Origin of the sequence: Labilithrix sp., assembly GCA_019637155.1 — a bacterium.
GTDB lineage: Bacteria > Myxococcota_A > Polyangia > Polyangiales > Polyangiaceae > Labilithrix.
The window spans coordinates 345294-359395 of sequence record JAHBWE010000004.1; the positions used below are offsets into that span (position 1 = coordinate 345294).

A 14102-nucleotide genomic window follows, 5' to 3' on the forward strand; every position below is an offset into this window, starting at 1 on the left:
CCGCGATCGGCATGGTTTGACGTAGGCTCCGAAGGCGTGGCGGAACGCGACGAGCCCACGCCGATGGAGAACCTGGGAGTGACGCCGCTGCCGACGTCACGGCCTCCGTTCGAGTCGCACTACGAGCTCTCGCATCCGCGAGGACGCATCCGTCCGCCGCTCGAGGCGACCGCGCCGCGGTGGCGTCGCTTCGGGCGCGCGCTCTTCCGGCTCGGGCAAGGGCTCTACTTCCACGACGTCTTCCAGGTCGCGCCCGCGATGGCGTTCCACTTCTTCCTGAGCCTCTTGCCGCTGCTCGCGTTCGTCGGCTACGTGCTCGGCATCATCGCGGAGCAGAAGGGCGTCACGACCGTGCTCGCGCTCTTCCTCGAGAACCTCCCGACCTCGACCGAGGCGGTCCTCAAGAGCGAGGTCACCGCGCTCGCGCGGGCGGATCGCCTCGGACCGATCGCGCTCGCGGGGTTCTTCTGGGTCGCCTCCGGCGGCATCCACGGGCTCATGGACGCGATGGAGCGCGTCGTCGGCGCGAAGCCGCGGCCGTGGTGGAAGAAGCGCGCGCTCGCGCTCGCGTGGGTCGTCGCGACGCTCATCGCGTTCGCGATCGCGTCGTACGGCATCATCGAATGGGACAACGTCACGCGCTTCGATCCCGAGAGCGGGACCACCGTCCTCGTGCCGACGCTGAGCGTGCTGAAGACCGGCGGCGCGCGCGTCTTCGGCGCGGCCTCTTCGCTCGCGGTCGCGATCGGCGGGCTCGCGGCGTTCTATCGCTTCGCGGTCGCGCACTCGCGCAAGGTGAAGCGTCGCGTGCTCCCGGGGGCGATCGTCGCGGTCGCGCTCTGGATCATCGTGTCGTGGGGGTTCGGTGTCTACGTCCAGAGCCTGAGCAACTACACCGTCTACTACGGGAGCCTCGCGGTGGTCGCTGTGCTCCTCGTGTGGTTGTGGCTCGTCAGCATCGCGATGCTCATCGGCGCGGAGCTGAATTCCCAGCTCGAAGGCTTGCGCGACGCGCTCCGCTCCGAGCCCTGACACGTGCGCACACGCCGAGCGACGATGTAGTCAGCGCGAGCGGGGCACGTTTGATCCATGCGCGAAGGTGATCTTCGGAGCGCGCGTGTAGGCCTATTTTAAAGCACTTTTAACGCGTGCTCGCGCTCGCACAGCGTGAGGCGATCGTGCACGATGATGAATGGGAGTGAGGCGGACTGAAGCAAGAGCTGCAGACGAGCCAACCGCTCCCACGAAGCAACGAAGCAACGCACGAATGATCACCGACGCTCTTCGCCGCCTTCCTCTCGCCGGTACCTCCACCTTCGTCGCCACGACGATGCTCGCGCTCCTCGGCGCCGGTTGCGTTCGTCGTCAGTCGATCCCCGACGATCACATGGTGCAGGCGGTGGAGCAGGAGGCTTCGTCGGGTGTCGTCGCGATCGCGACGACGATGGCGGACTCGCCTTCGCACATCACGCTCTGCAGCGGCGCGCTCGTCGCTCCGAACCTCGTCCTCACCGCGCGTCACTGCGTCTCGCGCGCGGTGACCGCGACGCCGTCGTGCGACGCGCGCGGCCGCTCGCACAACGGCGATCACCTCGCCGAGGACGTCGACCCCGCGGCGATTGCAATCTACACGGGTGCGCACGTCCGCCCCGACGTCGACGCCCCCGCCGCGCGCGCGGTGCGCACGCTCCACCCCGCCGGTCAGGTGCTCTGCGACTCGGACGTCGCGTTCCTCGTCCTCGATCGTCCGGTCGTGAACAGCACCGTGCTCTCGATGCGCCTCCACGCGCCGGTCGAGACCGGCGACGTCGTCGTCCCGGTGGGCTTCGGCGGCGGTCCGCTCAACATCGTAGGCCACAAGGTCGCGCGCTCGAAGAGCACCGTCCTCGCGACCGGCCCCTCCGCGAACGCGGCGACGGGCGCGGTCCTCGGCCCGCGCGAGTTCGAGGTCGATCGCGCGACGTGCCGCGGCGACTCGGGCGGCCCCGCCATCGACGTGAACAGCGGCGAGATCGTCGGCGTCGTCTCGCGCGGCGGCAGCTGCTCCGCGCACGGCAACCACGTCTACACGCGCGTCGACGCGTACAACAAGCTCGCGACCGCGGCCTTCGTCGCGGCCGACCGCGAGTCCAAGTTCGCCTCCCGCGACATCCCGGTCCTCGACCGCTGAGGGGCTTTCAACGCAGGGCTTTCAACGCAGGGGCTGCGCCCCTGCACCCCGCTCGCACGATGCAGAAAAACGTCGGAACGTTTTTCTGCCGCGTGCTCGCTTTGGCTGCGGCTTGCGTGATGCGGGGGGTGGTTTTCGGTAGGCTCTGGGAGTGAGTTCCGCTCGCGCGATGTGCGCGTTCACGTTTTGCTTCGTGTTCGTGCCCGGGGTTGCGCGGGCGGAGTGTAGGAACGTCGTCGATGGGGAGCGGGACGTCGATGCGATCGGGGAGGCGGCGCGTGCGCGGTGGTTGCGGGAGTTTCTCGAGGAGGAGCGGCGTGACGCGATGTTCTGGAACGTCGGGTTCGCGACGGCGGGGGCGATCGGGCTCGCCGGCAACCTCGTCTGGGGCGCGCTCGCGAGCTACGATGTCCGCGTCAGCCGCTACTTCGCCGCGGCGGCGGCGGGCGGTCTCCTCTTCCTCTCGGTCACGAACCCGCTCCGCGTGAAGACGAGCGTGCCGGCGGGCCTCTCGCCGTGCGCGGAAGTGCAGGAGCGCGAGCGCGTGCTCCTCGGCGTCGCGAAGGACGAGACGAAGCGAAGGAGCGCGCTCTATCACGTCGTACCGCTCGTCTTCAACGTCGCGAGCGGCCTCACGCTCGGCCTCGGCTACGGGCACTGGCGGAACGCGATCCTCAACACCGCCCTCGCCGAGCTCGTCACCGAGCTCCGCATCTTCGTCGCGCCGCAAGGCGCCCGCACCGCGCTCCGCCGCTACCGCCACGGCGACATCGGCGGCGACGGCGCGAAGGCGGCGTGGACGATCGCGCCGATCGTCGTCGGCCAGAACGGCACCGGCGTCGCCTTTACGCTCGCCTACTGACGCGGCTTCTTCGCGGGGGACTCGAGCCCGAGCTCCTTCATCACGGTCTGCAAGTCTTCCCAGACCTGACGCTTCGCCTCCGCCTGCGTCGCGCCGGGGCGAAGGAGGTACGACGGATGGTACGTCGGCATCACGGGGACCTTGCCGCGATAGAGCTTCCACGAGCCGCGGACCTTCGTGATGCCCATCTTCGTGCCGATGAGCGCGGCGACGGCCGTGTTCCCGAGCGCGACGATCGCCTTCGGGTCGACCTTCGCGAGCTGCTCGTGGAGGTACGGGATGCACGCCTCGATCTCCGGCGGCTCCGGCCGCCGGTTGCCGGGCGGCCGGCACTTGATGATGTTGCAGACGTAGACGTCCTTCTCGGGATCGAGCCCCATCGCCACGATCATCCGATCGAGGAGCTGCCCCGCGCGCCCGACGAACGGCAGGCCCTGCGCGTCCTCGTCGGCGCCCGGCGCTTCGCCGACGAAGCACAGCTTCGCCTCGGGGTTGCCGCGCGCGAACACGGTGTTCTGGCGCGTCGCCCCGAGCCCGCACTTCATGCAGGATGCAACTTCTTCCTGGATGACGTCGAGCGCGCGCGGCGCCGCCTTCGGCGAGGGAGGGGGAGCTTCGGGCACGGCGACCGGCATCGGCGCGGGCATCGGCGCAGGTGCGGGCGCGGGCGCCGGCATCGGCGCGGGAGCGGCCGCGCGGGGACGGCGCGGGATGCCGAAGCTCCCGCAGTCGACCTGCCACTCGAGGTACGCGCGCAGCGACGCTGCGATGCCAGCCAGCTCCTCGCGCTCCGTCATGACGTCTGGAGAATAGTTCAGGAACGCAGCCCCCGCGTCGAAAGCGAGCGGAGCCCCTGCGTTGAAGAACTAGCCGCGGACGACCCAACGGACGAGATCGCTCATCCGCACGCCCTTGCCCTGCAGGAGGAGCCCGACGCGGAAGATCCGCCCCGCCGCCCAGACGCACGCGAGCGCGGTCACGAGCACGCCGACCGCCGCGAGGGCGGGCTGCCAGAAGGGGACCTCCGCCGAGGTCGAGAGGCGCGCCATCATCAGCATCGGGCTCGAGAACGGGATGAACGAGCCGACGAGCGCGACCTTGCCGTTCGGCTCGCGCAGGATCGTCCCGAGGAGCAGGATCGGCATCACCGCGACGAAGGTGACCGGCATCTGCAGCGACTGCGTCTCCTTCAGGTCCCCCGCCGCCGCCCCCACCGCCATGAAGAGCGAGCCGTACGCGAGGACGGCGAGGACGAGGAACACGACGAACCACGCGATGAGCGCGGGCGACACCACGCTCGCGGCGCCGAAGCGGCCCGCGACGAGGTAGCCGCCGCCGAGGTACACCGTCGCGATCGTGAGCGAGACCGCGACGACGCCGAGGAGCTTGCCGAGCATCATCTCGAACGGCGTCACGCAGCCGAGGAGCACCTCCGCGATGCGCTGCTGCTTCTCTTCGACGATCCCCTGCATCGCGGGGACGGCGGAGAGCACGACGACCATGAGCATCATCGCGACGAGGATGGCGGGGAGGACGAACGAGACGATGCGGTGGTCGTCGGTCGAGTCGGCGATCTTGCCGCTCGCGGGATCGAGCCGCGTCGCGCCCTTGAACTGCTGGCGGACCGGCGTCTGCGCCTCGCGGATCATCTCCGGAGTGAGGCCGTGCGCGGCGAAGCGCCTCGCCTGGACGGCGTCGTTGATCACGCGCCCCGCCCAGGTCGAGAAGTCGCGCTCGATCGCCTTCTCCGACTGGAAGCGGACGCTGCGCCGATCGTCGGGCGGCCCCGTGCGCGGCGCGACGAGGAGGACGTCGGGGCCGATGTCGAGGAAGCCCTCGAGCTCGCCGCGCTGATGGCGCTGCGAGAGGAGGAGCCGCTGCTGCTGCACCGCGTCCGGCTCGTCGGCGGAGGGCTCGACGAACTCGAGCCCGTAGATCGGCGCGTTGAGGAGCTTCGTCTTCGGGTCGACGATCTCGACGTTGGTGCGCCGCGTGTTCGCCTCCTCGAGCGCCTCGCGGAAGGAGCGCGTGCGATCGACGACGGCGTAGCGCTTCGTCGTCCCTCGCTCCGCCTGCGCGGTCATGACCTGGAAGCCGATCGCGAGCGAGCTCAGGATCGGCATCAGCAAGAGGCTCACGATGAACGCGCGCGTCCGCACCGCGGCGAGGTAGTCGCGGCGCGCGATGAGGAGGGCCCTACGCATGGGGGGCGTCGAGCTCGGGCCGCGCGATGCGCACGAAGATCTCCTGGAGCGACGGGCGCGCGAGCTCGAAGTGGCGGACGGTCCCGCGCTTCACGAGCTCGGCGAGGATGCGCTGCGGATCAGTGCCCGGCTCGATGCGGAGCTGCTGCAGCTTCCCGAAGTCCGTCACCGCGCTCACGCCGGGGAGGTCGCCGAGGCTCGGCGAGCCGTCGAGCTTCACGCGGATCGTGTCCTCGCCGTGCGCGTCCTGGATCTGCTCCAGCGTGCCGTCGAGGACCTTCTTGCCGCGGAAGATCATGAAGATCGCGTCGCACATGCGCTCGGCGATCTCCATGTCGTGGGTGGAGAAGATGACCGTCGCCGTCTTCTTCAGCTCGAGGATCGCCTCCCGCAACACGACCGCGTTCACGGGATCGAGCCCGCTGAACGGCTCGTCGAGCAGCACCAGCTTCGGCGACGCGATCACGGTCGCGATGAACTGCACCTTCTGCGACATGCCCTTCGAGAGGCTCGCGACGCGCTTGTCGCCGTGGGCGGCGAGGCCGAGGCGCTCGAGCCAGCGATCGATCGCGGGCTTCGCGTCGGAGACCCCCTTCAGCGCGGCGTAGAACGCGAGGACGTCGCGGACCGTCATTTGTTTGTAGAGTCCACGTTCCTCGGGGAGGTACGCGACGCGGTCGTTCACCGCCGACCACCGCTCCTCGCCGAGGATGCGGATGCGCCCGCGATCGGGGTGGTAGATGCGCGTGATCATCCGGAGCGTCGTCGTCTTCCCGGACCCGTTCGGTCCGATGAAGCCGTAGACGACGCCCTCGGGTACCGCGAGCGACAGGTCGTCCACCGCGACCTGCTTCCCGAACGTCTTGGTGACTCCTTCGATCTCGACTGCGTGCGCGCCGCTCAACGCTCGAAGCGTACGCGGAACGGCTTCGTCGTGCTGGCGATCGGATTGCCGTCGGCGTCGAGGCCGGGGGAGTACTTCTTCCTCATGGCGCATTTGCGCGCCTCGCGGCCGAAGCCGTGGCCCGGATCCTCCACCACGGTGACGTTCGACGGCGAGCCGTCGGGCTTCACGTCCACCTTGATGAGGACCTTCATCGAGTCGATCTGCTCGGCGTCGGCCTCGCCCGGGAACGGGCAGTCGTTCCAGTCCGAGGAGCCGAGGAGGCCGGCGCCGCGGGACTTGTCGTCCTTGCGCGGCGGGGGAGGGGCCGGCGCGGTGCCGGTGCCGCCGGGCACGCCCGTGTTCGCGGCGGCCGGGTTGTAGACCGCGGTCTTGCTCGTGCCCTGCGAGCTCGTCGAGCCGCCGGCGTACGTGTTGCCGCTGCCGGTGACGAACCCGCCGGTGAGATCGACCGGCTCGTTGGGGTTCGGATCGGAGGTGAGGACGTTCGCGGCCTCGGCCGGCTGCGGGGGCGCCTCGGGCGGAGCCTCCTTCGGCGGCGGCGCCTTCTCCGGCTCCGGCTCCGGTTCGGGCTCGGGCTCCTTCTCGGGCTCGGGCTCGGGCGGCTTCTCCGGCTCCTTGACGACGTCGACCTCGTATTGCTGGAGCTGGTACGCGATGACGTCGCGGATGCCGCGCTGCCACGAGGCGATGTCCTCGTAGAGGCCGGCGCCCACCGCGCCCGCGCCGATGACGAGGTGGAGCACGATCGCGCCCGCGATCGTCACCTCGGTCGGGACGCGCGGGGCGTCGAGGACCCGCGCCATCGGATCGTCGAGGAGCATGGCCGGGCTCTTGCCCGCTTTGCCGTTGGTACTGCTGCCCATGGTCTTCTTACTTCGGTGCCGGTGCTGGTGCACCCGGCACGCCAGGGGGCACCGGAGACACGCCGAACGCGATTTTCGCTACCTGCGCCTGCTTGAGCAGGTCGAGCACGTGGATCACTCGACCGTGCGGGACGGCGGAGTCGGCCTTGATGACCGCGCGGAGCTCGGGGTTCTTCTCGTGCGCGGAGCGCGCCATCCCGAGGATGACGTCGTCGTTCGGGACGGCCTTGCTGTCCACCATCGTCGAGCCGTCGGAGGCGAGGACGATGCTGAACACGGTCTGGATGTCCGAGCCCGTCGCCGCCTTCGGCAGGTCGAGCGGCACCGACTTGTTCACGATGAGCTTCGCCGTCACCATGAAGATGATCAGGAGCACGAGGACGATGTCGACCAGCGGCGTGACGTTGATGCCGGTGATCGCGTCTTCGCCGTCGCCCGTGGATGCGCCGCCCGCCATCGAGGTTACTCCGCGTCCTTCCGCGAGTGCTTGCTCGGGCGCTCGGCGTGGGACGCCGCCGTCTGCATCGCCTCTTCGACCGCGGCCCCGCCTTCGCCCGTCGCCTTGAGGTGCGCGAGGAGGACGTGCGCGAGCGCCTCGGTGTTCCCGAGCGTGGTGCGGACGATGCGCTGGAACGTGTTGAAGGCCGCGACGGCCGGGATCGCGACGAGGAGGCCGACCGCGGTCGCGACGAGCGCCTCGGCGATGTTCGCCATGACCGCCTCGGGCGCGACCTGCGCCGCGCCGGTGAGCGTCGCGTTCTTCGCCTTGCCGAGCTCGTCGAACGCGCCGACGATGCCGATGACGGTGCCGAGGAGGCCGATGAACGGCGCGTTGTTGCCGAGCGTTCCGAGGAACGTGATGCGCCGCTCGAGCTTCAGCTTCTGCAGCGCGCTCGCGCCCGCCATCGCCTCCTCCGCCGCCTCGGCGCCCATGCGCGCCTCGACGATGCCGGCCATCACGACCGCGGCCTCGGCGCTCGGCGACTGCTCGAGGCGCTTCTTCGCGCCGTCGAGGTCACCGCCGCGGAGGAAGCGCCCGAGGTCGCGCATCAGCGCGGCGGCGTCGTCGCGGAGCGACCAGTAGAGCCACGCTCGCTCGAGCATGATGGCGAGCGAGATCACGCTCAGCACCAGCATCAGGATGAGGACCCAGCCGGCCCCCAAACCGACCATCGCGCTCTTGACCTTCTCGATCATTCTTCTGTCTCGTTCTCGCTAAGTGGCTCTCGGTCGGCATCGATCATGTCGAACACGTTCGACAAGACCGTCGTCGCGTAGGCACCTTTGGGTAGCACGAATCGCACCGACACGTAGCTTTGTCCGACCGCCCCCGGAGTCGGGGCTACTTCATCATTCGTTGAAGAGTGCAACAGCTCGGAAACACGTAAGCGCAGGGCGCGGCGTGTGCCTTCACCGAGGCTGCGCGCACGGCGGAGGTCGATACCTTCGATGAAGGGAGCGACGATCCGTTGCTCCAGATCGAACGCATCCGCTTCGGGCTGCCTCATCTTGTCGCCGACGATGGGACCGGTGGGACACACCTCACCTGCGGCGGCGCGTTCACGGTCCTGCTGAACGTCCGTGCAGACGAACATCCCGCCGGTCTCCTCCTTCTTGAGGAGGTCGCCGTGGAGCGGGACGATCCACGACCCGTCCTTCACGCGCTCCTCGAGCACGGCGTTGAAGGCCGCGGACTGCACCGCGGAGAAGTGGAAGCGCCGGAGCCGCGGGTCCGCCGGCGCGCGCGCGCTCCCGGTGAGCCAGGCCCGCGCACGTTCCACGTTGTCGCCATGTTTCCCGAATCGCTGCGCGCCGAAGGCGTTGGGCACGCCCTCCTTCGCGATGCGCTCGAACGAGGCGGCGATCTCCGCCGCGCGCGCAGGGTCGACCCCGCGGACGACGATCGCGAAGCGGTTGCCGTGGAGGTGGCCCGTCTTCAGCTTGTTGCCGTGCCGCTTCACCGCGAGCACGTCGACGCCGTCGATCGCGAGCGCGCGGGCCCGCTCGTCGAGGTCGCCGCCGCCCTCCGCGGGGACGCTGATCCACTGCGTCGTGACCGCGACCTTGTCCTTCACGCCCGCGACGCCGACGCCGCGTCGCTCGATCCCGAGCGCGCGCGCGACGTCGGCGACGACCTGATCGGTGGTGCGGTTCGTCTTCCGGAGGTGAAGGTAGAGGTGGCTCCCTTCGCCGCTCGGCTCGTAGGCCGGGATCTCGTCGACCTGGAAGTCCGCCGGCGTGGACTTGATCGTGCCGCGGGGCTTCACATTCCGATCTCGTGGGCCATGACGTCGCGCGGCGAGCGGAACGTCTGCTGCGGCGAGTAGGAGAGGAAGTTCGAGACGCGCGAGGTGTAGAGGCACGCGTAGTCGTCGACCTGCTTGCCGAAGCTCGATTGCTCGGCGCTCTCCTTGAGGAGCGAGCCCCAGTACGGGTGGAAGCGGAGGTCGGTGCGCCGCTCGAGCGCGGTGACCTCGGCCTCGATCTGGCGGAGCTTGCCGCGGATCCGCTCGACCGCGCGCTTGAAGCGCATCCGATCGGCCTCGAGCTCCGCTTGCGAGGGGCCTTCGCGCGGCGCTCCGTCCTGCGCCTTCGAGGCGCGGTGATCGATCTGGCGCGTCGCGTCCTTGATCCGCGCCTGGTAGTAGCGGAGGTCGTCCTCGAGCTTCTCGCGCGCGTCCTCGAGCTGCTCGAGCATCGCGAAGTCCTCGCGGCACGACTCGTAGGCGGCGATCTCGGTCTCGAGCTCCTGGATCACCATCACGGTGCGCCACGCGCTGTCCTTCTTCGATCGAAGGATGTCGCCGTAGATGTGGTCGCCGACGTAGAGGATCTCGTCGCCGGTGACGCCGAGCGCGCGCTCGAAGTCCTGGAGGTTGCCGCCCTCGTAGACCTTGCCGCGCTCGAGCTTGCGCGCGGGGTGCGTCGCCGGCGCGTTCGGGTTGGGCGGCGACGCGGGCGCGGGCGGCTGCGATCCGCGCGCGGCCTTGTTCACGTCCTTCGGCTCGGAGTCGAGGTTCGGGGTGGAGGCGCGCGGCATCGGCGGCTCGCCCTCGCGCTCCAGCAGCGGGCGCTTCTCGGTGAAGAAGATGGGCTTCGTCGCGGCGACGATGACGACGTCGAAGAAGTTCCGCCAGGTGGGGTACTCCGTCATCGCGCCGCCGAGCAGGTACGTCATCAGCTTGTCGGTGTAGGCCCAGCGCGAGTTGGTGAGGAGGAAGATCTTCTTCCCCGCGCTCCGCAGCTTGTGGAGGGTCGGCGCGAGGTTCGGGTCGCGGTGGAGGAACCGGGGGAGGTTGCTCATCACCTCGTCGAGGATCGTCCCGTCGCGGTGCGCCTCGTCGATGCACTCGCGGATGTCGGTGAAGAGCCGCGCGTAGTCGACGGCGTAGCCCTTCTTCTCCATCGCGTCGACGAGCGCGGCGTAGGTGGCGACCTCGGAGAGGGCGTAGAGCGTGTCGATCCAGTGGTAGCGCGGGGTCGCGGGCCGGATCTTCTTCGAGTGGTAGAGCGCGCGGAGCTCCTCTTTCGAGAGCTCACGGAACCCGTGGTAGCCCTTGTGGACGACCTTGTAGCGGTCCATCTTGAGGACGTGCCCGAAGCGCTTGTCGATGAGCAGGCCGCGCACGGGGAACTGCGTCGACACCGGGATCGTCTTGATGAAGTCGGGGTATCCGCGCTTGATCAGCTTGTCGATCGTCGCGCGGATCGACAGGTCGTCCATCGCCGGCTGGTCGTAGATCGCCAGCGTGTAGTCCATGTCGAAGCCGACCCAGCTGATGCCGGACATCTTGAGGTTACGATTGCAGAATACACGCGCCGTGCGGGGGATCCCGGGCCCGCGCGCGTCGCGCGAGAAGTCATCGAGCGGCAGGGCGAGCTGTTGGGTGTGCGGCGGCTCTTCGCTCGGCGTGTTCACTTCGCTTCGCTCCGTGGTCCTCACCGGACTCCGTCCAGCACGGCTGGACTCCGTCCAGTTCGGTTCAAACTCGCAGGACCTCGCTCACGCACAAAGTGTTTCACGCTGAGCGTGAAAGCGGCAAGTCCTCCTCAGTGGCCGCGGGCGAGGAGGGCGGCCTGGCAGCCGTGCATCTCGACCAGCGCTTCGGGGCGTCGCGTCGACGGATGAGCCTTCGCGTCGACGCGGCCGCGCACGCGGAGGACGACGGCGCGCTCGGCCGCGCTCCACACGACGACGCGGACGGTGTGCGGTTTGGCCTCGATGCCGGGGAGCACGGCGGGGCGACGCGTCGCGGTGAGGCCCTTTCCGACGACGGGCTCGGGCATGCCTTCTGGCAGCTCGTCCGCGACGACGACGAGGAGCTCCGCGTCCGCGGCGGTGCGCGCGAGCGCGATCGCGAGCGGCTTGCGGAGCTCGTACTCTTCTTCGAGCCGTCGCACGGAGAGGTGATCGTCCGCCTCCGCGAGCTCGGCGGCGAACGCCTTCGAGAGCGGTCGGAGCCCGGAGTGCACGGCGCGGAGGGGCAGCACGTCGTGCGTCGCGTCGTCGAAGAGCGCGCCGCCGAGCCAGTACCGGGTCGCGCCGGCGTGCACGTCGTCGGGCGCGTCGGTCGCAGGCGGCTTGACGAGGCACAGCGCGACGGTGTCCTTCTCGGACCGCCGCACCGCGGCCCCGATCGCATCGAGCCGCGCGATCTCGGGCACCGCCGCCCGCACGAAGAGCATCGTCTTCCCGAAGAGCGCCGCGCGCTCACGCGGAACGAGGTCCCCCGGCCACTCCACCCGCGCCGCCTCGAGCATCACGTCATCCATCGCATCCACGAGCGCCCGCGGCCGCTCCGCCAACCCCGCGCGCTCCCGCGCAACCTCCGCCGCGAGCCCCCGCTTCCGCCTCCCAACCTCCCACCGACTCACCACATACGCCACACAGACGAGCACAACGAACGCCGCACAAGCCGCGAGCCACTTCCCCGACCGCCCTCGCGGCCCCAGGTCGTCGCGCCGCGCGCCCAAGTCGTCGCGCCGCGCGCCCAAGTCGTCGCGCCGCGCGCCCAAGTCGTCGCGTCGCGGGCCCAGGTCGTCGCGTCGCGGGCCCAGGTCGTCGCGTCGCGGGCCCAAGTCGTCGCGTCGCGCGCCCAGGTCGTCGCGTCGCGGGCCCAAGTCGTCGCGTCGCGCGCCCAGGTCGTCGCGTCGCGGGGCCAGCTCGCCGCGTCGGGGCGCCGATTCGCTGCGGCGTGCGGCGAATTCACCGCGCCGCGCCGACAAGGCCGCCCCAATGTCGCCGCCAGCTCCCGTTCCAGCGCCACCAATCCCCGCCGCTCCGTCCGCCGCCGCGGCCCCGGTCTCCGGCGGCGCTCTGCTCGGCGTCGCTTCGGTCGCTGCTCCGGTCTCCTGCGGCGCTCCGCTCCCCGCCGTCGCTTCGGCCCCGGCTCCGCCCCGTTCCGTGTTCGTCATTCCGCCTCCATCTGATAGTAGTGCTATCGGATAGTACTACTATCGTTTTGTTCCCGAATCCTCGACCGGGTCGTTGAGACGAGCCGGTTTCCGTTCACGCGGGCCCGGACGCCGTGACCTCGGGCACCACCACCGGACGCCGGGTGCCGCCGCGCCGCCGCCGCCGGGACGCTGCTGCGACGTCGGCGCTGCGGCGACGTCGTGTACCGACGCGACGCTGGAGCTGCCGCGACGTCGTACCGCCGCGATACTGCGACGCCACCGCGACGTCGGGTGTTGCCGCGATGTCGGGTGCGCGATACCGCGACGCCGCCGCGATACCGCGACGCCGCCGCGATACCGCGACGCCGCCGCGATACCGTGCCGCCGCCGCGATACCGCGAAGTGGGTGTGCCGCAGCGATACTGCGACGCCGCGATACCGCGGCGTCGGGGGCGCGATACCGTGCCGCCGCCGCGAAGTGGGGGGGCCGTCGCGAGACTGCGATGTCGGGTGTCGCAATACCGCGACGCCGCCGCGAAGAGGGGGGCGCGCCGTCGGGCGTTCACGATGCCGGGCGCCGACGCCGCACGCTGCCGCGACACCGCGACGCCGCCTCGATTTGGATGCCGCGCTGCCGGACGCCGCGATGCCGCGCCGTGTCGCCGCCGGACGCGCCGGGCGCCCCGACGGCGCCGCGATGCTGCGCCGCCGCGATGCCGCGCCGCCGCGCGCTGCCGGGCGTCGTGTCGCCGGGCAGTCATCCTCTCGGGCCGGCGCGCGTTCCGCTCAACCGATAGTGCTTCTATCGGCTCGGCCTGCCGTGCAGCTCGCGGAGAGCATCGAGCCAGGTGTTGAGGTGGCTGGCTTGGCGGTCGTGCTGCGTCTTGGGGCCGGCGTAGAGCAAGGGCGTGAGGCCGAGGCGGCGGTTGTCTTCGAGGTCCAGGGTGAGCGTGCGGTGGGTGCGGCGGCCGTTGGGTTGCTCGGCGACTCCGAAGGCGCGGACCTCGGTGAGGCTGGCGCTCCATGTCACCTCTGCGCCGGGCCAGCGGCGGCCGCTCGTGATGACGTTGCCGGCCTCGTAGCGCACGTGGATGCGGACGACGGGGAACATGATCGCGAGGAGGAACGAGACGAAGAGGACGCCCGCCACGATCTGCTTCAGCTGCTCCGCGCCCGCCTTCTGGGACGCCGCCCAGACGACGCCGGCCGCGAAGAGGGCCGGCGTGAGCACGTTGGTCCACGGCGCCGGAACGAACCAGAGCGTCAGCGGCGGGGCGGCGGCCGCGGCGCCGCGGCGGTACTCAGACATCGTAGCCGTAGCCGCGGATCGTCGCTCGGACCCACAGCGCGAAGCCGAGGCTGATCGCGGCGAGGAGCAGCGAGAAGACGATGGCCGCGGGCTTCCGCTTGCCGGTCGCGGGGTCCCTGAAGGCGTGGTTCATGCGCTGGTTGAACGACGCCGGCGCGAACGACGCGACGAGGACGAGCACGCTCATGAGGAGGAAGAGCGGCGCCGCGGCCGTGCGCCCGAGCGAGAAGCTCACCGCCTCCTCGTGGCGCCTCGCGGCGGCGAGGACGTCGATGACGCCCGACTTCAAGAGATAGAGCGAGCATCCCACGAGCGCGACGCCGGCGAGGCGCGCGATGGCGGGACGGCGGACGATGGTTCCCTGGACGGCCACGCGTCGAAGTTAACACG

Annotated in this window: 14 protein-coding genes; 3 read left to right on the top strand and 11 right to left on the bottom strand. The window is 70.2% G+C overall.

The window, feature by feature from the left end; genetic code table 11:
- Positions 1-36 precede the first annotated feature (36 nt).
- The 3 genes from KF837_10040 to KF837_10050 all read left to right on the top strand — a co-directional run bounded on the left by KF837_10040 (position 37) and on the right by KF837_10050 (position 3032).
- Positions 37-1032: a YihY/virulence factor BrkB family protein gene (locus tag KF837_10040; GenBank protein MBX3227645.1), complete on the top strand. Its 996-nt coding sequence runs from the start codon at positions 37-39 to the stop codon at positions 1030-1032.
- A 235-nt stretch (positions 1033-1267) separates the two neighbouring features.
- Complete coding sequence (locus tag KF837_10045; protein MBX3227646.1) at positions 1268-2170, top strand: trypsin-like serine protease; 903 nt, start codon at positions 1268-1270, stop codon at positions 2168-2170.
- A gap of 289 nt (positions 2171-2459) precedes the next feature.
- Positions 2460-3032 carry a hypothetical protein gene (locus tag KF837_10050; protein ID MBX3227647.1) on the top strand — a complete coding sequence of 191 codons (573 nt, stop codon included), beginning with the start codon at positions 2460-2462 and terminating at the stop codon, positions 3030-3032.
- Here KF837_10050 and KF837_10055 read toward each other — a convergent pair.
- From KF837_10055 to KF837_10105, 11 genes are all read right to left on the bottom strand, one after another.
- Positions 3026-3667 carry a uracil-DNA glycosylase gene (locus tag KF837_10055; GenBank protein ID MBX3227648.1) on the bottom strand — a complete coding sequence of 214 codons (642 nt, stop codon included), beginning with the start codon at positions 3665-3667 and terminating at the stop codon, positions 3026-3028. The genes KF837_10050 and KF837_10055 overlap by 7 nt on opposite strands.
- A gap of 231 nt (positions 3668-3898) precedes the next feature.
- The gene (locus KF837_10060) at positions 3899-5236 is read right to left on the bottom strand and encodes an ABC transporter permease (protein MBX3227649.1); all 1338 of its coding nucleotides are present in this window, start codon (positions 5234-5236) and stop codon (positions 3899-3901) included.
- Positions 5229-6140: an ATP-binding cassette domain-containing protein gene (locus tag KF837_10065; GenBank protein MBX3227650.1), complete on the bottom strand. Its 912-nt coding sequence runs from the start codon at positions 6138-6140 to the stop codon at positions 5229-5231. The genes KF837_10060 and KF837_10065 overlap by 8 nt, the downstream gene beginning before the upstream one ends.
- Positions 6137-7006 carry an energy transducer TonB gene (locus tag KF837_10070; GenBank protein MBX3227651.1) on the bottom strand — a complete coding sequence of 290 codons (870 nt, stop codon included), beginning with the start codon at positions 7004-7006 and terminating at the stop codon, positions 6137-6139. The genes KF837_10065 and KF837_10070 overlap by 4 nt, the downstream gene beginning before the upstream one ends.
- Positions 7007-7013: 7 nt before the next feature.
- On the bottom strand, positions 7014-7463 hold the full coding sequence (locus KF837_10075; protein MBX3227652.1) for a biopolymer transporter ExbD: 450 nt from the start codon (positions 7461-7463) through the stop codon (positions 7014-7016).
- 5 nt (positions 7464-7468) lie between these two features.
- Positions 7469-8203 carry a MotA/TolQ/ExbB proton channel family protein gene (locus KF837_10080; protein ID MBX3227653.1) on the bottom strand — a complete coding sequence of 245 codons (735 nt, stop codon included), beginning with the start codon at positions 8201-8203 and terminating at the stop codon, positions 7469-7471.
- Positions 8200-9273: a tRNA pseudouridine(13) synthase TruD gene (locus KF837_10085; protein ID MBX3227654.1), complete on the bottom strand. Its 1074-nt coding sequence runs from the start codon at positions 9271-9273 to the stop codon at positions 8200-8202. The genes KF837_10080 and KF837_10085 overlap by 4 nt, the downstream gene beginning before the upstream one ends.
- The gene (locus KF837_10090) at positions 9270-10949 is read right to left on the bottom strand and encodes an HAD-IG family 5'-nucleotidase (GenBank protein MBX3227655.1); all 1680 of its coding nucleotides are present in this window, start codon (positions 10947-10949) and stop codon (positions 9270-9272) included. Before KF837_10090 ends, KF837_10085 begins: the two co-directional genes overlap by 4 nt.
- A gap of 107 nt (positions 10950-11056) precedes the next feature.
- Positions 11057-11779 carry a hypothetical protein gene (locus KF837_10095; GenBank protein ID MBX3227656.1) on the bottom strand — a complete coding sequence of 241 codons (723 nt, stop codon included), beginning with the start codon at positions 11777-11779 and terminating at the stop codon, positions 11057-11059.
- Positions 11780-13205: 1426 nt separating this feature from the next.
- On the bottom strand, positions 13206-13712 hold the full coding sequence (locus KF837_10100) for a hypothetical protein (protein ID MBX3227657.1): 507 nt from the start codon (positions 13710-13712) through the stop codon (positions 13206-13208).
- A complete protein-coding gene (locus KF837_10105; GenBank protein MBX3227658.1) occupies positions 13705-14085 on the bottom strand; it encodes a hypothetical protein in 381 nt (126 codons plus the stop codon). Before KF837_10105 ends, KF837_10100 begins: the two co-directional genes overlap by 8 nt.
- Between the last annotated feature and the right edge of the window lie 17 nt (positions 14086-14102).

Coding starts and splice junctions, on each gene's coding strand:
- KF837_10075 (MBX3227652.1), bottom strand. CDS start 7,463: ATGGCGGGCGGCGCATCCACGGGCGACGGCGAAGACGCGATCACCGGC.
- KF837_10080 (MBX3227653.1), bottom strand. CDS start 8,203: ATGATCGAGAAGGTCAAGAGCGCGATGGTCGGTTTGGGGGCCGGCTGG.
- KF837_10100 (MBX3227657.1), bottom strand. CDS start 13,712: ATGTCTGAGTACCGCCGCGGCGCCGCGGCCGCCGCCCCGCCGCTGACG.
- KF837_10055 (MBX3227648.1), bottom strand. CDS start 3,667: ATGCCGGTCGCCGTGCCCGAAGCTCCCCCTCCCTCGCCGAAGGCGGCG.
- KF837_10095 (MBX3227656.1), bottom strand. CDS start 11,779: ATGGATGACGTGATGCTCGAGGCGGCGCGGGTGGAGTGGCCGGGGGAC.
- KF837_10060 (MBX3227649.1), bottom strand. CDS start 5,236: ATGCGTAGGGCCCTCCTCATCGCGCGCCGCGACTACCTCGCCGCGGTG.
- KF837_10070 (MBX3227651.1), bottom strand. CDS start 7,006: ATGGGCAGCAGTACCAACGGCAAAGCGGGCAAGAGCCCGGCCATGCTC.
- KF837_10045 (MBX3227646.1), top strand. CDS start 1,268: ATGATCACCGACGCTCTTCGCCGCCTTCCTCTCGCCGGTACCTCCACC.